General features: G+C 68.2%; 17 protein-coding genes, 1 tRNA gene and 4 pseudogenes. 12 read left to right on the top strand and 10 right to left on the bottom strand.

The window, feature by feature from the left end; genetic code table 11:
- Nucleotides 1-296, bottom strand: a pseudogene (locus QHF83_RS51005) (hypothetical protein); the annotation flags it as partial.
- Between the two features lie 91 nt (nt 297-387).
- On the opposite strand from QHF83_RS51005, the gene tsaB reads away from it, so the two are divergent.
- The 6 genes from tsaB (at nt 388) to recO (ending at nt 4,691) form a co-directional block, all read left to right on the top strand.
- Nucleotides 388-1,098 carry a tRNA (adenosine(37)-N6)-threonylcarbamoyltransferase complex dimerization subunit type 1 TsaB gene (gene tsaB, locus QHF83_RS51000; protein WP_282425450.1) on the top strand — a complete coding sequence of 237 codons (711 nt, stop codon included), beginning with the start codon at nt 388-390 and terminating at the stop codon, nt 1,096-1,098.
- 16 nt (nt 1,099-1,114) lie between these two features.
- The gene (locus QHF83_RS50995; RefSeq protein ID WP_282425449.1) at nt 1,115-1,798 is read left to right on the top strand and encodes a Crp/Fnr family transcriptional regulator; all 684 of its coding nucleotides are present in this window, start codon (nt 1,115-1,117) and stop codon (nt 1,796-1,798) included.
- A 280-nt stretch (nt 1,799-2,078) separates the two neighbouring features.
- A complete protein-coding gene (locus QHF83_RS50990) occupies nt 2,079-2,936 on the top strand; it encodes a tetratricopeptide repeat protein (protein WP_282425448.1) in 858 nt (285 codons plus the stop codon).
- Between the two features lie 75 nt (nt 2,937-3,011).
- The gene (locus QHF83_RS50985; protein WP_282425447.1) at nt 3,012-3,437 is read left to right on the top strand and encodes a helix-turn-helix domain-containing protein; all 426 of its coding nucleotides are present in this window, start codon (nt 3,012-3,014) and stop codon (nt 3,435-3,437) included.
- An 18-nt stretch (nt 3,438-3,455) separates the two neighbouring features.
- On the top strand, nt 3,456-3,803 hold the full coding sequence (locus QHF83_RS50980) for a hypothetical protein (RefSeq protein WP_282425446.1): 348 nt from the start codon (nt 3,456-3,458) through the stop codon (nt 3,801-3,803).
- A 159-nt stretch (nt 3,804-3,962) separates the two neighbouring features.
- On the top strand, nt 3,963-4,691 hold the full coding sequence (gene recO / locus QHF83_RS50975) for a DNA repair protein RecO (protein WP_282425445.1): 729 nt from the start codon (nt 3,963-3,965) through the stop codon (nt 4,689-4,691).
- Nucleotides 4,692-4,698: 7 nt separating this feature from the next.
- On the opposite strand, the gene QHF83_RS50970 is transcribed toward recO, so the two are convergent.
- Nucleotides 4,699-5,895, bottom strand: a complete 1,197-nt coding sequence (locus QHF83_RS50970; RefSeq protein WP_282425444.1) for a metallophosphoesterase — start codon at nt 5,893-5,895, stop codon at nt 4,699-4,701.
- 326 nt (nt 5,896-6,221) lie between these two features.
- On the opposite strand from QHF83_RS50970, the gene QHF83_RS50965 reads away from it, so the two are divergent.
- Complete coding sequence (locus QHF83_RS50965) at nt 6,222-6,587, top strand: nuclear transport factor 2 family protein (RefSeq protein WP_272428568.1); 366 nt, start codon at nt 6,222-6,224, stop codon at nt 6,585-6,587.
- On the opposite strand, the pseudogene QHF83_RS50960 reads toward QHF83_RS50965, so the two are convergent.
- Together QHF83_RS50960 and QHF83_RS50955 are read right to left on the bottom strand one after the other, a co-directional pair.
- A pseudogene (locus QHF83_RS50960) lies at nt 6,584-6,916 on the bottom strand (redoxin domain-containing protein); the annotation flags it as partial. The gene QHF83_RS50965 and the pseudogene QHF83_RS50960 sit on opposite strands and share 4 nt — an antisense overlap.
- 15 nt (nt 6,917-6,931) lie before the next feature.
- Nucleotides 6,932-7,174: a hypothetical protein gene (locus tag QHF83_RS50955; RefSeq protein ID WP_282425442.1), complete on the bottom strand. Its 243-nt coding sequence runs from the start codon at nt 7,172-7,174 to the stop codon at nt 6,932-6,934.
- 76 nt (nt 7,175-7,250) lie between these two features.
- Between QHF83_RS50955 and QHF83_RS50950 the strand changes: the two genes are divergently transcribed.
- The gene (locus QHF83_RS50950) at nt 7,251-9,359 is read left to right on the top strand and encodes a hypothetical protein (protein WP_282425441.1); all 2,109 of its coding nucleotides are present in this window, start codon (nt 7,251-7,253) and stop codon (nt 9,357-9,359) included.
- 38 nt (nt 9,360-9,397) lie between these two features.
- On the opposite strand, the gene QHF83_RS50945 is transcribed toward QHF83_RS50950, so the two are convergent.
- The 3 genes from QHF83_RS50945 to QHF83_RS50935 all read right to left on the bottom strand — a co-directional run bounded on the left by QHF83_RS50945 (nt 9,398) and on the right by QHF83_RS50935 (nt 12,347).
- Entirely contained in the window at nt 9,398-9,586 is a 189-nt protein-coding gene (locus QHF83_RS50945) for a hypothetical protein (RefSeq protein WP_282425440.1), read from the bottom strand.
- Between the two features lie 77 nt (nt 9,587-9,663).
- Entirely contained in the window at nt 9,664-10,851 is a 1,188-nt protein-coding gene (locus tag QHF83_RS50940) for a hypothetical protein (protein ID WP_282425439.1), read from the bottom strand.
- A 59-nt stretch (nt 10,852-10,910) separates the two neighbouring features.
- Nucleotides 10,911-12,347, bottom strand: a complete 1,437-nt coding sequence (locus QHF83_RS50935) for an NFACT RNA binding domain-containing protein (RefSeq protein WP_282425438.1) — start codon at nt 12,345-12,347, stop codon at nt 10,911-10,913.
- 151 nt (nt 12,348-12,498) lie between these two features.
- On the opposite strand from QHF83_RS50935, the gene QHF83_RS50930 reads away from it, so the two are divergent.
- Nucleotides 12,499-12,581: transfer RNA gene (locus tag QHF83_RS50930), tRNA-Leu, on the top strand.
- Between the two features lie 265 nt (nt 12,582-12,846).
- Here the strand turns inward: QHF83_RS50930 and QHF83_RS50925 are convergent.
- Nucleotides 12,847-13,386 carry a tyrosine-type recombinase/integrase gene (locus tag QHF83_RS50925; RefSeq protein WP_282425437.1) on the bottom strand — a complete coding sequence of 180 codons (540 nt, stop codon included), beginning with the start codon at nt 13,384-13,386 and terminating at the stop codon, nt 12,847-12,849.
- A gap of 204 nt (nt 13,387-13,590) precedes the next feature.
- Between QHF83_RS50925 and tnpA the strand changes: the two are divergent.
- Nucleotides 13,591-13,806, top strand: a pseudogene (gene tnpA, locus QHF83_RS50920) (IS200/IS605 family transposase); the annotation flags it as partial.
- Nucleotides 13,807-14,195: 389 nt separating this feature from the next.
- Complete coding sequence (locus tag QHF83_RS50915; protein ID WP_282425436.1) at nt 14,196-14,414, top strand: hypothetical protein; 219 nt, start codon at nt 14,196-14,198, stop codon at nt 14,412-14,414.
- A gap of 47 nt (nt 14,415-14,461) precedes the next feature.
- Here QHF83_RS50915 and QHF83_RS50910 read toward each other — a convergent pair whose 3' ends face one another.
- Entirely contained in the window at nt 14,462-14,926 is a 465-nt protein-coding gene (locus QHF83_RS50910) for a hypothetical protein (protein ID WP_282425435.1), read from the bottom strand.
- A gap of 598 nt (nt 14,927-15,524) precedes the next feature.
- On the bottom strand, nt 15,525-15,923 hold the full coding sequence (locus QHF83_RS50905; protein ID WP_282425434.1) for a transposase domain-containing protein: 399 nt from the start codon (nt 15,921-15,923) through the stop codon (nt 15,525-15,527).
- A 425-nt stretch (nt 15,924-16,348) separates the two neighbouring features.
- On the opposite strand from QHF83_RS50905, the pseudogene QHF83_RS50900 reads away from it, so the two are divergent.
- Nucleotides 16,349-16,841, top strand: a pseudogene (locus QHF83_RS50900) (group II intron reverse transcriptase/maturase); the annotation flags it as partial.

The raw sequence follows: 16,841 nt of genomic DNA, 5'->3' as shown, positions 1-16,841 counted from the left end.
GGCTCGGCGGGCTCGCTCGGGGCGGCCGCGGGCGGCTCGCTCGGGGCGGCGGGGGCCGCGGCCGGCGGCTGGCTCGGCGCGCCCCCCACCTCGCTGCCGGTCACGTCCACCTCGTGAAGCTCGCCACCGATCGGCGCGGCCGTCGTCCCGGCCCACGTGTCCGCGGGCGGCGTGAGCTCCTCGGGCGCGCGCTCCCTTCGCAGCCCAGCGGCGGCGATCAGCGACGCGTGCGCCAGGATCGACACGACGACCGCGCCTTGCATCACCCACGTCGTGCTGGATCCGTCGCGTGCCATCCCGGTTGTCCTCGCGCCTTCGCGCTCGTAGTGTCCGCCAGGCAGGACAACGCCCGCGCGCTCACGTTCCCCGGTTCTGACTCAGGTTACCATGAGGCTCCTCGCCATCTCCACCTCCACGCCTCGCGGCAGCGCGGCCGTCTTCGACGGAGGCAAGCTCATCGGCGCGTCCGTCTACACGGACCTCGAAGGCCACGCCGAGCGCATCTTCCTCGCCGCCGAAGACGCCCTCCGCGCGGCGGGCGTCTCCGCCGCGTCGATCGAGGCCTTCGCCTGCGACATCGGTCCCGGCTCGTTCACCGGCGTCCGGGTCGGGGTCGCCGCGACGAAGGGCATGGCGATCGGCCGAGGCGCGCCGCTCGCCGGCGTCGGCTCGCTCGAAGCCATGGCCGCGGACGCCTTCGCGAGCGGCCAGGCTGGGCCGCACGACCTCGTCGTCGCCGCCCTCGACGCGAAGAAGCAGGAGCTCTTCCTCGCCGCCTTCGACGCGCGCGGCGCCCTCTGCTGGGCTCCGCGCCACGTCCCTCGCGCCGACGTGGCCGCGCTCGTGCTCGCCGGTCCGGGTGCGTCGCTTCGGCCGGGCGGGCTCCTCCGCGTCGTCGGCGAGGTCGCGGCCGAGGATCCGGACCTCGCCGCGTTCGTGCTCCGCTCCCCCGGGACCGACCTACCGGACGCCGCGGCCGTGGGGCGCGTCGCGCTCGTCAGGCTTGGTTCTGGCGGTGACTTCGACCCCGAGATCGTCGAGCCGCTTTACGTTCGTCCGCCCGACGCGAAGCCGATGGCATCGGGCGGGCCCAGCTAGGTAAACTCGCGTCCGGATGGACCTACCCGACGAAGATCCCGAGGCCGCCGAGGCGGCGCGCGTGCTCATCGCGCGGTTCGGCAAGAGCTTCCAGCCCGGCGAGGTGATCTACCGGGAGGGCGAGCCGGGCACGGAGGCGTACCTGCTCGAGGAGGGCCGCGTGCGCCTCATCAAGAAGGTCCGCGGCGCCGAGCGCAGCTTGATGGTGCTCAAGCCCGGCGACCTCTTCGGCGAGTCGGCCCTCGTGCCCGGCGCCGAGCGCTCCTCGACCGCGGTCGCGCTCTCCTCGGGCCTCGCGCTCGCGATCGACCAGGCGACGCTGCAGAACTTGCTCGAGCACAACGCCAGCATCGCCTCGCGCATGGTCAAGCAGCTCGTGCGACGGCTGCGCGACGCCGAGGATCAGATCGAGCTCATCATGCTCACGGACGTGCAGTCGAAGATCGTGAGCGCGCTCCTCAAGCTCGCGCAGCAGACGCGCGACGCGGGGGGCAACGCGGCGGTCTTCACCGTCACGCCGATGGAGCTCGCCACGCGCGTCGGCCTCGACGTCGACACCGTGAAGCGCAGCGTGCAGAAGCTCCGGGAGGGCCAGTACATCCGCGTCGCCGACGAGCGGCTCGAGGTCCCGGACATCGAGGGCCTGCGCAAGCTCTACGGCCTGCTCGGGCAGAAGGACGAAGTCGCGAACGAGACGTGAGCGCGTCCTCTCCTGGACGAACGTTGCGCCTCAAAACAACGCCGAATCCTCCCGCGTAACACGCTTTGGGTCCCTCGCGCTACTTCTTCCTTGCGCGCGCGTGTTTCTTTGTGCCGGCGCGAGGGGGAGGGCGTCTTTTGCGGGTTGACGCTTCTTCCAGCCTGGGTTACCCAAGTTTTCCCGGGCGCTTGGCCCGGATTTGGGCCTCGGGCGGAGCCCGGGGGCGGATCGGGAGAGCCCTTCTCCTAGGAAACAAGGGCATCTCGGTCAGTGAGGACGCATGATCCAGGGGCAAACGGGCGAGAAGAGGGGCGGTTGGTCGCGCAGGATGCGCGGCCCCGCGGCGCTCACTTGCTCGGTCTTGCTCCCGCTCCTTCTCACGTTCGGGCCGGCCTGCAGCGGCGCGCAGGAGCGTGTGGACGGCGTCGACGCGAAGGCCCGCGCCGAGTACGACCTCGGGCGCGAGGCGTTCGAGGCGGGTCGGCTCCGCGAGGCGCTCGGCCACGCGCAGGCCTCGATTCGAATCGACGAGACGAACCCCGACGCGCACTATCTCGCCACCGTCATTCTTTTGGCATTCTGCGCGGCGGACGAGACGTCGACCGACTGTCGCTTCGAGGAGGCGGAGCGCCACGCGCGCGCCGCGCTCGAGTTCGCGCCCGACCTGCGCGACGCGAAGAACGCGCTCGGCGTGATTCTCGTACATCAGAAAAAGTACGACGAAGCTGTGGCCGTCCTCAGGCCGCTGGCCGAGGACATTCTTTATGCTTCCCCCGAGCAAGCGTGGGGAAATCTTGGCTGGGCATATCTTTCGCGCGGGAGCGTCGACGAGGCGATCGACGCGCTCCGGCGATCTCTCGCGGCGCAGCCGCTGTTTTGTGTAGGGAACTACCGCCTCGGGCTGGCTTACGAGAAAAAAGGCGAGCTTGCGCTTGCGCGAGAGGCCTTTACGAAAGCGCTCGAGACGGATAAAGCTCAGTGTCGGAACCTCCAGGAGGGGTTCGCCGCCCGCGCCCGCGTGGCGGGGAAGCTCGGGGAGCACGATCTCGCCCGGGAAGATCTCGAACGATGCCGCGATGTGGCCCCGGCGACAGTGGCCGGCAAACGTTGCGCTGCGGAACTCGGGTCTTTGCAATGAGTTTTTGCGCGGCTTTTTCTGAAATCGTGCAAAAGGGAGTCAATCGAATCGATTGAATGAACGGGTGAAGTAGGGATGGAGTCGATCGGCCGCTACCTGAGACATGCCCGTGAGACGAGGGCAATGAGCGTGGAGGAAGTCTCCCGCGCCACCCGTATTCCCGTCCCCTCGATCGAGCGAATCGAGGCGGATCACTTCGACGATTTGCCAGGTGAAGTGTTCGTCCGAGGGTTTCTCCGCGCTTATGCGCGCGCCGTCTCCCTCCCCGTGGAAGAGGTGCTCGCCCGTTATACCGCGAGCCGCCGCGTCGCCGTGGTCACTCCACTTCCCATTGCCTCCCCCGCCGGCGGCTCGCAAGGGAAACGATTCGGCGTGGCGATGGCCTTCGTGCTCCTCTTGATCCTGTTCACGCTGGCCCTGAGCATCGTCATGCGGCCGCGCGGGCACGATATGCCGCCCGAGCTGTCGAGTCTCGACGTAGGGGGATCTCGACGCACGTGAACGCCGAGGGATGACGGGATGACGCGCCTTCACACGCTGGGGCTCCTCGCGCTCCTCGCGACGGGATGCAACCCCTTGCCGGCGTGGACGTCGGGGCAGATCGGCTGCGCCGAGGAGCAGATCGTGATCACCCGCGACGAGATGGGGTTCGCGGGGCGCACCTGGACGGCCGTTTGCCGGGGTAAAACGTACTACTGCACCTCCGTCAGCAGCGGGCCCCAGGGGGGCGTGCAGGTCTCGTGCAAGGAGGAAGCGCAATCCGCCGCCCCGCCCCCGAGCGCCCCGCCCACCGCGACCGGCTGCCAGTACGACACGCAGTGCAAAGGCGACCGGATCTGCAAAGAAGGGCAATGCGTCGACCCGTAGCTCGACGCTGCGAGCGCCGCCGTTAGCAGGCTGTTGAGAAACGCCGCGAGCGCCCTGGAGCTAGGGAGGAGGACGCAGGAATACGAGAGTATTCCGAGGACGACGACCGACGATCCAGGGCGCGCAGCAAATTTATCAACAGCCTGCTAGAGAAGGCGCATGCCCCGCCCCCCCCGGACCAGCTCGACCCGCCTGCGCACCGAAGCGCTGCTCGTCCGGCGGGTCCCCGTGGGCGAGGCCGATCTCATCGTCACACTCTTCACCGAGGCGCGGGGGATCGTCTCGGCAGTCGCACGATCCGCGCGTCGATCGAACAAGCGGCTCGTCGCGCTGGAGCCGATGCATCTCTTGCGCGTGACCCTCGAAGAGCGCGAGCAAAAAGATCTGGCCGTGCTCGGCGAGGCGACGATCGCGCACCCGCGCATGCAGCTCGTCTCCGCGCTGGATCGTCTGGAAGCCGCGGGCAGAGCGCTGCGATGGGTCCGCTCGGTGGCGCCGCCCGGCACGCGCGAGCCGGGTCTCTTCGCCACGGTGAACGAGCTGCTCGACGCGCTCGACGCGCCCACGCCCACGCGCTCGCCCGAGGCGGAGCTCGCGACGTCAGGGCTACGTTTGCTGTCGGATATGGGCTTCGGCCTGGTGCTCGATCGATGTGTGCGTTGCAGCCGCGTTTGCCCGGCGGAGGCGCCCGCGTGTCTGGATGCGCTCGCCGGCGGGCTCGTCTGTCGCGCTTGCGGCGGGGCGCGGCTCGTGCTTCGGGCGGACCTGCGGGCGCGGGTCGAGGCCGCCTGCGCGGGCGACGATGAAGCGCTGCGCGGAGAGGACACGCGGATCGTGGTGGACCTCGTGGAAGCCGTGATCCAGGCGCACGCCGGGCCCGCGAAGTAGACGCGATCTAGACGCGCGCTTCCTTCGGCTCCATCGGCAAATACCGCCGCACCGCCCGCGGCACCCCGTACGCCTGCTCGATCTCCAGATACGGCCTCCCCGGCGCATTCCGCGGGAACGCAAAGCTCGCCGTGTTCGCATACCGATCGGTGAGCGCCTCCCGATGCGTGTGACCAAACACCACGAGCCGCGCGCCCGTCGCGTCCGCGATGCGCTTCGCGCCCTCGGCGAGCTGCTCGGCCACCGACCCGGCATAACGGTTGTGCCCGCGCGCCCAGCTCAACGTCATGGCCAGCGCGCCCATCGAAAATGCAGCCCCGCCCGCTCGTTTCTTGCCGAGCGCCGCCGCGGACAGCCCCGCGCTCATCGCCAGCGTGGACAGCACCCGATCGAAATAGAGACGCGAGAACGTCCGGCTCAAGCTGGCCATCGTCGGCCGCGCTCCGAGCGGGAGCATCGTGCCCACGAGCTCGGGCGGGATGCCGAGCTCCGTGATGAATCGAGCGGCCTCCTCCGCGCCGAGCGGCGCCTCGTCGTCCGCGCGCCGCTGATAAGACCGCCCGCTGCGCAGGATCGCAGAAATCGCGGCGTGGAAATACCGATAGATCACGTACGGGGCGCGCGGGCCGTAGAATGAAAACGCCGAGAGGAAGAGCCTTAGGGGCGTCTCGTCGTTCATGTTGAGGTAGCGAAACGCGCCCGTCGGAGCGATGAATTGCTCGACGAAATGCACGCCGAGGCTCGCTTCGCCCACGACGAGCGGGTGAGCCGGGGCGTTGTCGGGGTCGTAGAGGTGGCCGTGCTCGATGTGGAGGTCGCCCTCGCGAAAGAACCATGGGGTCGTGCGCAGCCGCGCGCGCGCCTCCGCGGGCGGGTCCAGCGCCGTGACCAGGGCGCTCCGGAAATCGGAGAGCGCGAGGGCCGCGTCGTGGTTGCCGCTCACGAGCCAGAGCTCGCCTCCTCGCGCGAGGTGCCGGCCGAACGCGGCTTTGGCGGCTGGATGCGCCTCGAACACCGCCTCCACCGCGCGAGGCAGCGGCAGGCGGGGCAGATCGGCCGAGAGATCGAAGAGGTCGCCGGCGCACACGATTCGCGCGCCCGGGTGCGCGTCGACCAGGCGGGCGAGGTCCTCCGAGACGGCCCGTGGCACCGAGCGGGTCAGGTGAACGTCACCGAGCACGACCGTGGAGGGCGATTGCAGCATGGTCACTTCTTATGACCCGTCCAGCCGGGGCGAGCAAAGTGATGTTTTGGGTCGTCGAGCGCCCGGCAGTCGAGTGCAAGTGATGGGGGCTCTCGCTCGGCAAGCCGAGCTGCCGCCCCCATACCCAGTGCAAGTGATGGGGGCTCTCGCTCGGCAAGCCGAGCTGCCGCCCCCATACCCAGTGCAAGTGATGGGGGCTCTCGCTCGGCAAGCCGAGCTGCCGCCCCCATACCCCTGCACCCCCATCGACAAACCAGAGGGCACGCACCAGGGAGCCATTCATGGAGAGCTCGATCCGTCGCCGAGAGGCCAATGAGCAGCCCCTCATGGAGCAGATTCGCCACGCCCTTCAGATGCGGGACGTGGAAGCGCTCGCCAACCTTTATGCCGAGGACGCCGTCCTCGAGGAGGTCTCGAGCCTGAACCCGCCCGCGCACCCGATCGTGGTGCAGGGCCGCGACGCCATCTTGAAGCAGCTCCGCGACGAGTTCCTGCGGGACCCGGTCGGCGGGTGGCATCGCGAGGTGAAGAGCACGGACATCATCGACGAGATGGAGACGGACGAGGCCGTCGCCTTCACCGAGGTGCGCACCTACGCGGCCGGGGACAAGGTGATCACCCAGCACCTGGCGCACAAACGGAACGGACGCATCCAGCACGATCGGCTCGTCGTGGCGCGTGACTCCGATTAACGAGGCGCGGTCGGGAGCGCTCGCTCGATCGCTCGCTCCATTTCAGCGAACGCCTCGGAATCGAGCGTGAGCTTGCCGCGACGGCGGTGAAGGACGCGGCCGTCGGGGCCGAGGACGAGGAAGGCCGGGATATCGACGACCCCAGCCGTCTTCGACCATTCGCCGCGCGTGTCGAGGTAGGTGGGATATCCCATCTTCTCCTCGCGCGCGGCTTCCTCGGCGGCCTTGCGCTCGGCCTCCGCGTCGTCCGGGTCGAAGTTCGATACGCCGATGACCCGCAGACCGCGGGCCCCGAAGCGTTCGTGCAGCGCGAGGATCGCGGGCACGGACGCTCGGCAAGCGCTTCAGGTCGGGTGCCAGGCCTCGACGAGCACGACCTTGCCGCGGGCCTCGGCGAGCGGCGCGGGCGCGCCGTTGATCCACGAAGAAGCTTTTACGTTCGGGAAATCGGCGAGCGGGGCCACCCCGTCGCTCGCCGAGGCGTCCGGGCTCGCGCCCGATGGGTTTTTCTTGTCGCAGCCGAGCGCACAAAGCGCGAGCGTGACGAGCGCGAGCGTGACGGGACGTAGAGCCTTTCTGCGGCGCATTCCGCCAGTGTAGCGCGAGACGAGCCGCCCGGCCGTGCTCGGCGCGTGATAACGTCGTAGACGGAGGTCCTCGGAGATGAGACGTCGGTCGCTTGGATTGGGCTGGCTCGTGATGTTCGCGGCGATCACCGCGTATGCGTGCGGAGGCGGGGAGAATTCGTCGGGCTCGGGCGGCGGCGGCACGGGCGCCGCGGGGCCCGGGGGCTCGGGCGGTGGCGCGCCCGACGCCGGGGAAGACGGCCTGTTCGTCGATCACGGCCCGATCGTCTCGCTCGCCGTGAATCCGCCTTCGATCACGATCGTCGTGCAGAATGGCGCCGTCACGCCCGTCGACTTCCAGGCCATTGCCACGTTCCAGGACCAGACGACCGCCGTCGTGTCGGCGGACTGGACCTTCGATCGACCGGACGTCGCGCTCGTCGGCCTCGGCACGGGCAAGCTCTCGCCGACGGGCACGGTGGGCGGCATGGGCAAGGTCACGGCGAGCTCGAATGGGCTCACGGCCTCGGCGGACGTCACGGTCAAGCTCGCGTTCGTGGACAACGCGGGCGGGCTCACGCCCGAGGAGCAGGCGGCCTTCGACGCGCCCGATCCGGGCCCTTCGGGCGCGATCGTGTATCCCTACGACAAGACCGTCTTCGCGCGTGGCATTCTCGCCCCCGAGATCATGTGGAATGGCGGCGCGCCGGGCGACGCGTGGCTCGTCCACCTCCGGCAATCGTACGTCGACGCGAAGTTTTACGTGAAGGCCGATCCGCCCTCGGCCTTCCTCATGGCGGAGGATTTCTGGGGCAAGCTCGCGGCCTCGAATGCGGGCGAGCCCGTCGAGGTCTCCGTCTCGCGCCTCTCGGGCGGCAAGGCGTATTCCCCGACGAGCCAGACGTGGTCGATCGCGCAGGGCAGCCTGCGCGGATCCATCTATTACTGGGCCGTCAACACGGGCCAGCTCATGAAGATCGCGCCCGGATCGGCGAATCCGTCGGTCGTCTTCGATTCCGGCGCCTACGATCAGCTCGGCGCGCCGCCGCCGCCCGATTACGATCAGTACCAGCCTCCCTGGTCGCAGGGCGTGAACAACAAGCGCTGCGTCGCTTGCCACGTGGTCAGCAAGGACGGCAGCCGCCTCGCCGCCGTCTTCGAGCGCAAGGGCCAGGCGCCGAGTCCCTGGGGCACGATCGACCTCACGCTGCCGGATCCGCAGGTCATCCAGGTCTCGTCGTACCAATCGCAGACGCTCTTCGTCGCGCTCACGCCGGACGGCAAGGTCGCCGTGCAGAACGACGTCGACCTCCGCATGCGCATGAAGGACGCCACCACGGGCGCGGCCATCACGAGCGAGCTCGACGCGATCGCCGACAAGACCGCGGACCCGGCCTTCTCCCCGGACGGCAAGCTCCTCGCCTTCTCCAGCAACGTCACGGGCAGCTACCCCGTCGAGTTCTCGCGCGCCGACCTCGACGTCTTCGATTTCGACGCCGCGACGAACGCCCTCGCGAACCGCCGCCAGATCGTCGCCGCCGGCAACCTCGCCATCGCGTTCCCGAGCTTCTCGCCCGACTCGCAATGGATCCTCTACCAGAAGGGTGATTTCAGCCGCGCCAAGTACGGCGCGAACCAGGTCGGCCTGAATGACCTCTACATGGCGGACGTGGCCAAGGCCGTCGGTGAGCTCCCGCTCGACGCGGCGAACGGCGTCGGCTACCTCGACGACAAGAACCGCCGCATCAATTACCAGCCCACGGTCAACCCCATCGCGGTCGGCGGCTACATGTGGGCCGTCTTCGTCAGCCCGCGCGATTACGGCAATCGTATGGTCTCGGTCTCGAACCCGACGTACGAGAATCGCAAGCAGCTCTGGGTCGCGGCGATCGACGTGAACCCGACGCCCGGCAAGGACCCGAGCCACCCGGCGTTCCTGCTCCGCGGCCAGGACCTCTCGACCATCAACATGAGCGGCTACTGGTCGCTCGAAGCCTGCAAAGGCGAGGGCAACTCCTGCGCGCAGGGCTTCGAGTGCTGCACGGGCTTCTGCCAGCCGGACGGCGGCGGCAACTACGCCTGCGTCCCGCCCCCCGCGGGCAAGTGCTCCGAGATCGGCGAGAAATGTACGACCGGCGCCGATTGCTGCGGCACCCCGCAGAACCAGTGCATCGGCGGGTTCTGCGCGCAATCGCAGCCGAAGTGAAGGGGCGGCCGGGGGGGCGCTCGCCCCCCGCGCCCGGTTCAGCTCCGGTTCGCCGCCGCGAACCGGATGAGCCCTCGGATGAACTGGATCCCGCCGAAGATGATCGCGCCCCACGCCATGACGTAGCGCCCGCCACCGTTCGCTGCGCTCGCGTACGTGGCGGCCGTCACGACGATGCCGCCCACGCACCAGAGCCCCCCGACCACCATGTCACGCTTGCCATCCATCGAAACTCGTCTCCCGCGCGATGCGTCCAGCACACATCATCGCCGCGGTGCGGCAGGAGACGCAAGCTCGGATTGCGTCAGGGCTTGCAGCCGAGGCGCAGACTCCGGTTCACCTCATCGGCGCGGATCGCGTTGTTGCCGCTGCGGGTCGCGATCTCGATGGCGCGGGCCTGGATCGCGCACTTCTCAGCCTTGTAGCGGTCGATCATCACGTGAAGGACCTCGGTCGCCTCGAGCGGGCGCCCCTCGTCTTCGAGGATCTGCGCGAGCCGGTTCAGCTCCTGCTTGATCACGTCCTCGTTGCTCTCGGCGAGCCGCACGAAGAAGGCCGCGGCGTCTTTCGCGCTGAGCGGCTTGCGCGTCGCGGCGAGCTTCGGCGCGTCGCGGTAGATCTCGTCGACGGTACCGGCGGGCCCGTGGATGCGGGCGGCGCTCGCGGCGCCTTCGAGCGCCTTCCACGACTCGTCGAGGCGGCTCAGTTTGTGGAGCGAGAGCGCGAGCCGGTAGCCCGCGACGCTCGTGCGTTCGCTCGGCGTGTACTCGACGATGCGGGCGTAGAGCTTGTAGGCGTTCTCGTGGTCCTCTGCGTTGAAGAAGAACTCGGCGAAGTTCCAGTACGCCTCGGGTACGAGGGGGCTCTTCGGGTGCTTCTCGATGAGCTCGAAGTAGACGGGCCGCGCCGCGGAGCCCTGGCCGTACGCCACGTAGAGCCCGCCGAGCCGGAGGAGGACCTTGTCCATGTCCTTGTAGTCCGGATGATCGGCGATGAGCTTCCTGTGCGCCTTGATCGCCTCGGCCGCGTACATGTCGGCCTTCTGGATGAGCTTCTGCGCCTCGGGCTTGAGGCGCTTGACGGCGGCGGCGTTGCGCGGGGGGAGCACGGGGCCCGCCTTCGCGGGCGCCTCGATCTCGCCTTCGGCCGCCTTCGGCTCGGCCGGCGGGGGCAGGGAAGAGACGTTCGGATCGGCGGCGAGGGCGCGGTCGCGGTTGTTCTTGGACAGCTCCGCGAGCAGCTCGCCGAGGCGAGCGAGGGCCTTGGGCCTTCCGGGATCGGACTTGTCGATGGAGGCGAGGAGCTGGTTGAGCTGCGCGACTTCGCCGAGCAGCGCCGCGTCGGGCCCTGCGTCGGCCTGGGGCTGAGGTTTGCCCGAGGAGCCCTCGGACGAAGGATCTTTCGGTTCCGGCGTCTCTCCGCCGCCGCAGCCGGCGAGGGCGAGGGAGAGGCCGAGGCCGAACGGGAAGAAGAGCGAGGCGACCGTGCGCATTGCGAGCATGCTAGGCGATTCTTACCGCTCTGCGTCGGCTGCAAGCAAGATCATGTCGCTCATCCCTCCTGCTTCGAGGCGAGGAGCCGCGCGAGCCGCTCGGGCTCGACGCGTACCACGAGAATCTTCTCCCGATCGAACGTCACCGCGCCCGGGGCGCTTTTCCTGGGCTTTCGGACATGACGGCGCTCGACGTAGCTCACCTCGCAGGCGTTCTCGCCGCGGGCGTCGCTGAAATGCGCGGCCAGGGTCCCGGCGTCGACGAGCAGCTCCGCGGGACAATTCTGCCCCTTGTCGAGAGGCACGATGACGTGCGCGCCGTGGATGTTCTTCGCGTGCAGCCAGAGATCGTGCGGACGCGCGTGCCGCGTGATGAGCTCGTCGTTGTCCTTGCCGCCGCGGCCGACGAGGATGGTTCGTCCGAGCGCATCGAGGAACGTGTGGTACGGCCTGCGCTCCTTGTCCTGCTGGCGTGAGGCTTTTCCGCGGGAAGCGGCCTCGAGCTCGGAGGCGGAGACGCCGGCGCGCCTGGCCTCTTCGGCGAGCGCGTCGAGGGCGGCGGGATCGGCCGGGGCCTCGGCGATCGCGTCGACGAGCGGCAAGACGGTCTCCCACGCGCGCTCGGTCTCGGCGAGCCGCTTCTCCATGACGGCGGCGCCGCGCTGGAGCCGCCTCGCCTTCTGAAAAAACGTCTCGGCCTGCGCCTTCGCGGGTTTGTCCGGCGCGAGCGAGACCTCGATCGTGCCGCCTTCTTCCCAGTCGTCGAGCGTGGCGCGCGTCGCGCCCTTGGGGACCTTGTGCCCCTGCGCGACGAGCAGTCGGCCGATCTTCTGGAGCCGCGGCGCATCCTGCAGGCGCGCGAGATCCTGCCGGACGGCCTCGGCGCGCCGTTCGAGGGCCTTGAGCTTGGCTTTGGCCGCGCGAAGCAGGCCCGCGCGAAGGAGGTCGAGGGCGCGCGCATCGGAGGCCTCGACCATGGCGAGGCCGTGGCGTTCGAGGTCGTCGGTGGAGCCGATCCATCGGGAGGGATCGACGCCGTCACGTGGAGGAGCGCCCTCGGGATCGAGCGGCCAGACGACGGTGGCTCCGGAGGGGGACGAGACGGACGCCTGGCCGCGTCGTCCGACGCGAAGGGAGAGGCGGGCGCCGGGGAGGGCGTCGTCGGGTGGATCGAAGGTGAGGTGGAGGGCGCCGTCCTGGAGGAGGATCGAGCGCACGCGGTGATCGACGAGGTGGGCGCGCATGGCCGCGACGAGGGGATGCGCGGAGGTGGCGCGGGCGCGAGGGAGGCGCGGGACGAAGCCGAGTCCGGTGACGTGGGGGCCAAGGCCGGCGGCGAGGAGGAGCTTCTTGCCGATGTAGAAGGTGAGGACGAGGAGGCCGGTCTCGGGGCAGAGGTGGGCTGCTTCGAGGCGTGCGTGGACGAGGGGGGCGAGGGGGGCGGGAGCCGAGGAGGGATCGGGCGGGGGCGCAGGAGGCGGCGCGGTGGTGGTCATCGGGGATGGAGAAGGTGTATACAGCGGGGCTGGTGTGTCGGGGAGAGCAGGTCGGCGGCGGTTTGGGAAGGTGGTTCGAGGTTAAGGAGATTAGGTGACGGGGGAGGGAGATGGGAGCGGCGTAGGAAAGGGTAGATTGTCGGAGAAATGCGGCCCTATGGCGGAATGGTAGACGCGGCGGATTTAAAATCCGCGGCCCGAGAGGGCGTCCCGGTTCGAGTCCGGGTGGGGCTACTAGACGGAAATCGTTGGGCTTTTGGCTGGGCGAGCAGAGCGGGGATCGCGGCGAGTGTCGCCTTTTCCGTCGCCTTTTCGGGCGCAGGTGACAGCCGAGGTGCCAGCGCCGCGCGAGCGAGCTCGGGGATGGCTTGGTCGAGCGGGGTGAGGTCGCCGAGGTTGAGCTCGGCGGCTGTGCGGGCGGCTCGGCGGTAGCGGTTGATCATCGTGCTCGACTTGTGACCCGTTCGGTCTTGCACCCAGGCTTCGGAGCGGCCGTTCGCTAGGGAAACCGTAATGAACGTGGCCCGCGTGTCGTGGATACGGATGGGCTGGCGCGCCTCGTGCGCTCGAACAGCGCTGCGCGGTTGATGCCGGCGGTCGCGAGGTGATCGCGGTAGCGGTCGGCCTGGTGGCGCTCGGGGATCGGGGCGCCGTCTTCGTCGGTGAACACGAGGTCGTGGTCGGAGACGCGGACGCCTTCGCGAGCGCGTAGCTCGCGCCAGGCGCGCAGGGCGGACGCGACGCCGCCGGAGAGGGCCCATGCGCGCGGGTCGTCGGTCTTGTTCTTGTCGAGGGTGATCGCGCCGCGGACGAGGTCGACGTCGGCCCAGCGGAGGCGCGTGGCTTCGCTGACGCGGGGTCCTTCGCGGTGGAGGAACCCGTAAAGGACACGGGAGGCGAGGGGGACAGCGGGGGAGGCGAGGAGGGTCGCGTCTTCGTCGGGGTAGAGCCATCCCTTGGCTTTGCCGGGCGGGATTTTGGGGAGGAATCCGGGGGGGAGTGGGTTTTGCGGGATGAGCCGGAGGGGGAAGACGGCCATTTTGCAGATGCGGTGCAGGAGCTGCGCGACGTGTCGACGTGTGGCGGGTGCGCGTTTGGCGGGGAGGGCGCGCATGACCGCTTCGGCGTGGTCGAGGGTGAAGCGGTCGATGGGGACTTCGCCGACGAGGGAATAGACGTAGAGCTCGAGGCGGCCGGCGTCGTCTTCGGCGGTGCGTTTCTGTTTGATATGGTCGGGGTATTCTACGCGGTGTCGCAGATCGTCGGGTACATCAAGGGCAAGAGCGCGATTCACATCGCGCGGACGTTCCTCGAGCGGAAGCGGAACTTCGTGGGCCAGCACTTCTGGGCGCGAGGTTACTTCGTCTCGACCGTAGGGCGAGACGAAGCCGTCATCCGTGCGTACATCCGGAACCAGGAGGCAGAAGACCGGCGGGCCGAGCAACTCCGCCTCCTGTAGGATCGAGCGCCACCTTCAGGTGGCTCCGAAGGCCGCTCGCGAGCGGCCAGTAAATCAGCCGCTTTTAGCGGCTCACACATCGAACCCCCCCGGCTTTGCCGGGGGATTGTTAGTTTTCACAGGTGCGTTCCAACCGGCCGCAGGGCAGCCATTCATCCCAAAGTTTCACCCGCAACGGCCAATGCTTCTCCTTATTGCATATCTCCAAGCATGTCCCTCCCCGTGCTCACGATCGCGGAGGTCGCTGTCGCTCTGGGAATCAACAATCTCCACCGTGTTGCTATTACACACACACCACGCGGCGATGACATCTGGCACGTCGGCTGCAACAGCCCGCTCCCGAGACGCTGTCAGAGTGAATGCAAAGCGAGACAAAAGGAGAATTCGTCATGAAGAAAACGTTATGCCTCGCATCAGCGCTGTTCACTGCCGCGCTGTTTGCCAACAGCGCATCGGCCAACTACTATAACTGCTCCTGCGGTGGCACCTTTGTCGCTTGTGTCTCCGATTATGGAGTGCCCATCGACCAAAACATGTGCACCAATTGCCATCAGATTGATGGCACGAGAGTCGGCAACAACTGCTTCTGCTATTCGCAATGTAGCTGATTGACCGCGACACCTCCTCCCCGCGTGGGCCCGTCTGCACTTTCAGATCATCGGGCCAGCAGCACCAAGCGCCAACCCTCTCGGGAAATCCCACGCTCCCCCATCTTTCCCCGTGACTTTTCAAGGGTGCGGGGGCCGTCGCGTTCGCAGCCGATGGCCGCTCCGTATTTTACGCGCGCGACGATGGGAGCGTGAACCGCTGGGCGCTCCCTTCGGGTGCGCTCGTCTGGGGCACGCCCAGCGATCGATGCTCCGACGGTTTCCTCGCGATCGCCGTCTCGCCCGATGGGCGCCACGCGGTCAAGGTTCAGAAAAACCGCAATTTGCGCCTTTACGACGTCGAGACCGGCCGCATCGTGTGGCATGAGGCGCCGCCCCGACGCGATCGTCTTTGACCCGAGTCGAGCAGGATCGATCTCGAGTTCGGCGATGCGCACGAATGACACGCGGGGCTCCTCAGTGACCGCGCAACCGCTCAGGAACGACGCCAGGACGACACCACCGATTTTCATCCGTCTCGTGTTGCTTGGACACGGTCGGCTGGGCGAGGCCGAGCCGGTCCGAAAGCTCGCCGACAGGGCGCCCCCCTGCGCGGGAGTGCCCAGTCCTGGAGCATGGCCCCCCGGAAGCGGGGACGTCGTGCTGCACCAAGGCGACGCGCTGGAGCGCGGTGTGTCATCGCCTCCCCTGATGTTCTTGCGCCTCCTCCGCCGGCTCGACCAGAAGAGACGTATCCGTTCGGCCACCCGCATCGTGGCGCTCTTCCGGAGTGCTGCGTAACATTTCCCCTCGATGCGGCGGCATGACGAGTTCGTCGAAACGGAAGGCGCAGAGGAGGCAACCGCCACGAAGACCGCGAAGAAGCGTGGCTCTGCGCGCGGTCGGGGTGCGAGTGAGAACCGCGCCGACGCGTCCGTGTCCGACGCTCGGCCCGGCAGCAGTGAGCGTTCGTCGCGGCGTCGCCGCCTCACCGGACCGGCCGAACAGGGTGGAAACGCGATCGAGACGCCTGCCGAGCCGTCGACAGGCGCACGGAATGTGCGTGCCCGCCGAACCCGCCCCGAGCATGGCGTGTCCCCGAAGGCCGCCTCCGACGGCGCGCGTCCGACGTCAGGGCGAGGACGGAGGACGCGGAATGCGGCTCCAGATGCTCCCGTCGAGCCGCTCACGAGCGTCGGTCTGCTCGAGGGTTTGCTTCCAGTACTTGGGCGACAGCTCGAGGACCCGGTCGCTGGGCCAATCCGGCAGCAGGATCAAGACGTCGCGCAGGTATGCCCAGGGCTCGATGCCGTGGAGCTGGCAGGAGGCGATGAGCGAGACGGCAATGGTGTTCCACTCGGCGCCCTCGTCGCTGCCGACGAAAAGCCAGTTCTTTCGGCCGACGGCCTCCCGGCGAAGCTCGAGCTCCGACCCGTTGTTGTGTGCGCCTTGCCAAGGCGCACATTCCTCCGGGTGCGAAACCCGGCCGGCAAACTGTCGCTCCAGCCGGAAGCACTCAGAGCGGCTCACGAGGTAACGACATGAGCTGAAGCACTCCGAGAAAAAGCCCCTTTTGGGGGCTAGCGATCTGCACGGGCCGCAACGAGCAGTAAACACCGAGCAGGCCCCGAAACCTCCAACGTGGGCGCCGACCCGCCATAATAACGGGGAAGGCCGCAGTCCCAGGCGAAGCGAGCGACACGAGCAGCCGGGGAGCCCACCGGGGTAGTGGTGGCGGCACGTGCGGGAGAGGCGATGTGCGCAACAAGGGAAGTCTGCCTGGATGGGTGCGCCGTGGCATGGCCAGCCAACGACCGTCCCGTGAGGGCAAGGGTCGGTCCGGGCAGATGACGGATGGGTCCGTAGTACCGACGAAGCCCGGTAACGCGGGCGGAGGGAAGGGGCCCTGCTCCGGAACGTAAGGATCGAAGTAGCAACAACTTCGGGGATTGACGATGAGTCTACGAACTCCGATAGATACGGTTGGGAAGCTGCAGACGTCCTTGCACGCGAAAGCGAAGTCCGAACCGAGCTACCGCTTCTATAGCCTGTGGGACAAGGTCTATCGCCAGGACGTCCTCGAAGTCGCGTACGAGCGCTGCCGTCGCAATGGCGGAGCTGCAGGCGTCGATCGAGAGACGTTCGACGACATCGAGGCCCATGGGCGAGCGGTCTGGCTCGGAAACCTCCAGCGGGAGCTGCGGGCGAAGCGGTATACGCCTGCACCCCTGCGGCGAGAGTGGATCCCGAAGAGCAATGGTGGTAGGCGGCCGCTGGGGATACCGACCATTCGGGACCGTGTGGTCCAGATGGCGTTTCTTCTCGTGTTGAATCCGATCTTCGAGGCCGACCTGCTCGACGAGCAGTACGGCTTCAGGAAGGGGCTCGACGCGAAGCTTGCGGTCCGCCGCGTCCACTTTCACCTCGTCGACGGTCGACGTGAGGTTG

The sequence above is a fragment of the Polyangium sp. 15x6 genome, assembly GCF_029960785.1.
In the GTDB taxonomy this organism is placed as follows: domain Bacteria; phylum Myxococcota_A; class Polyangia; order Polyangiales; family Polyangiaceae; genus Polyangium.
The sequence above is the reverse complement of the archived record's forward strand: the minus strand, read 5'-3'. Positions and strand labels throughout refer to the sequence as shown.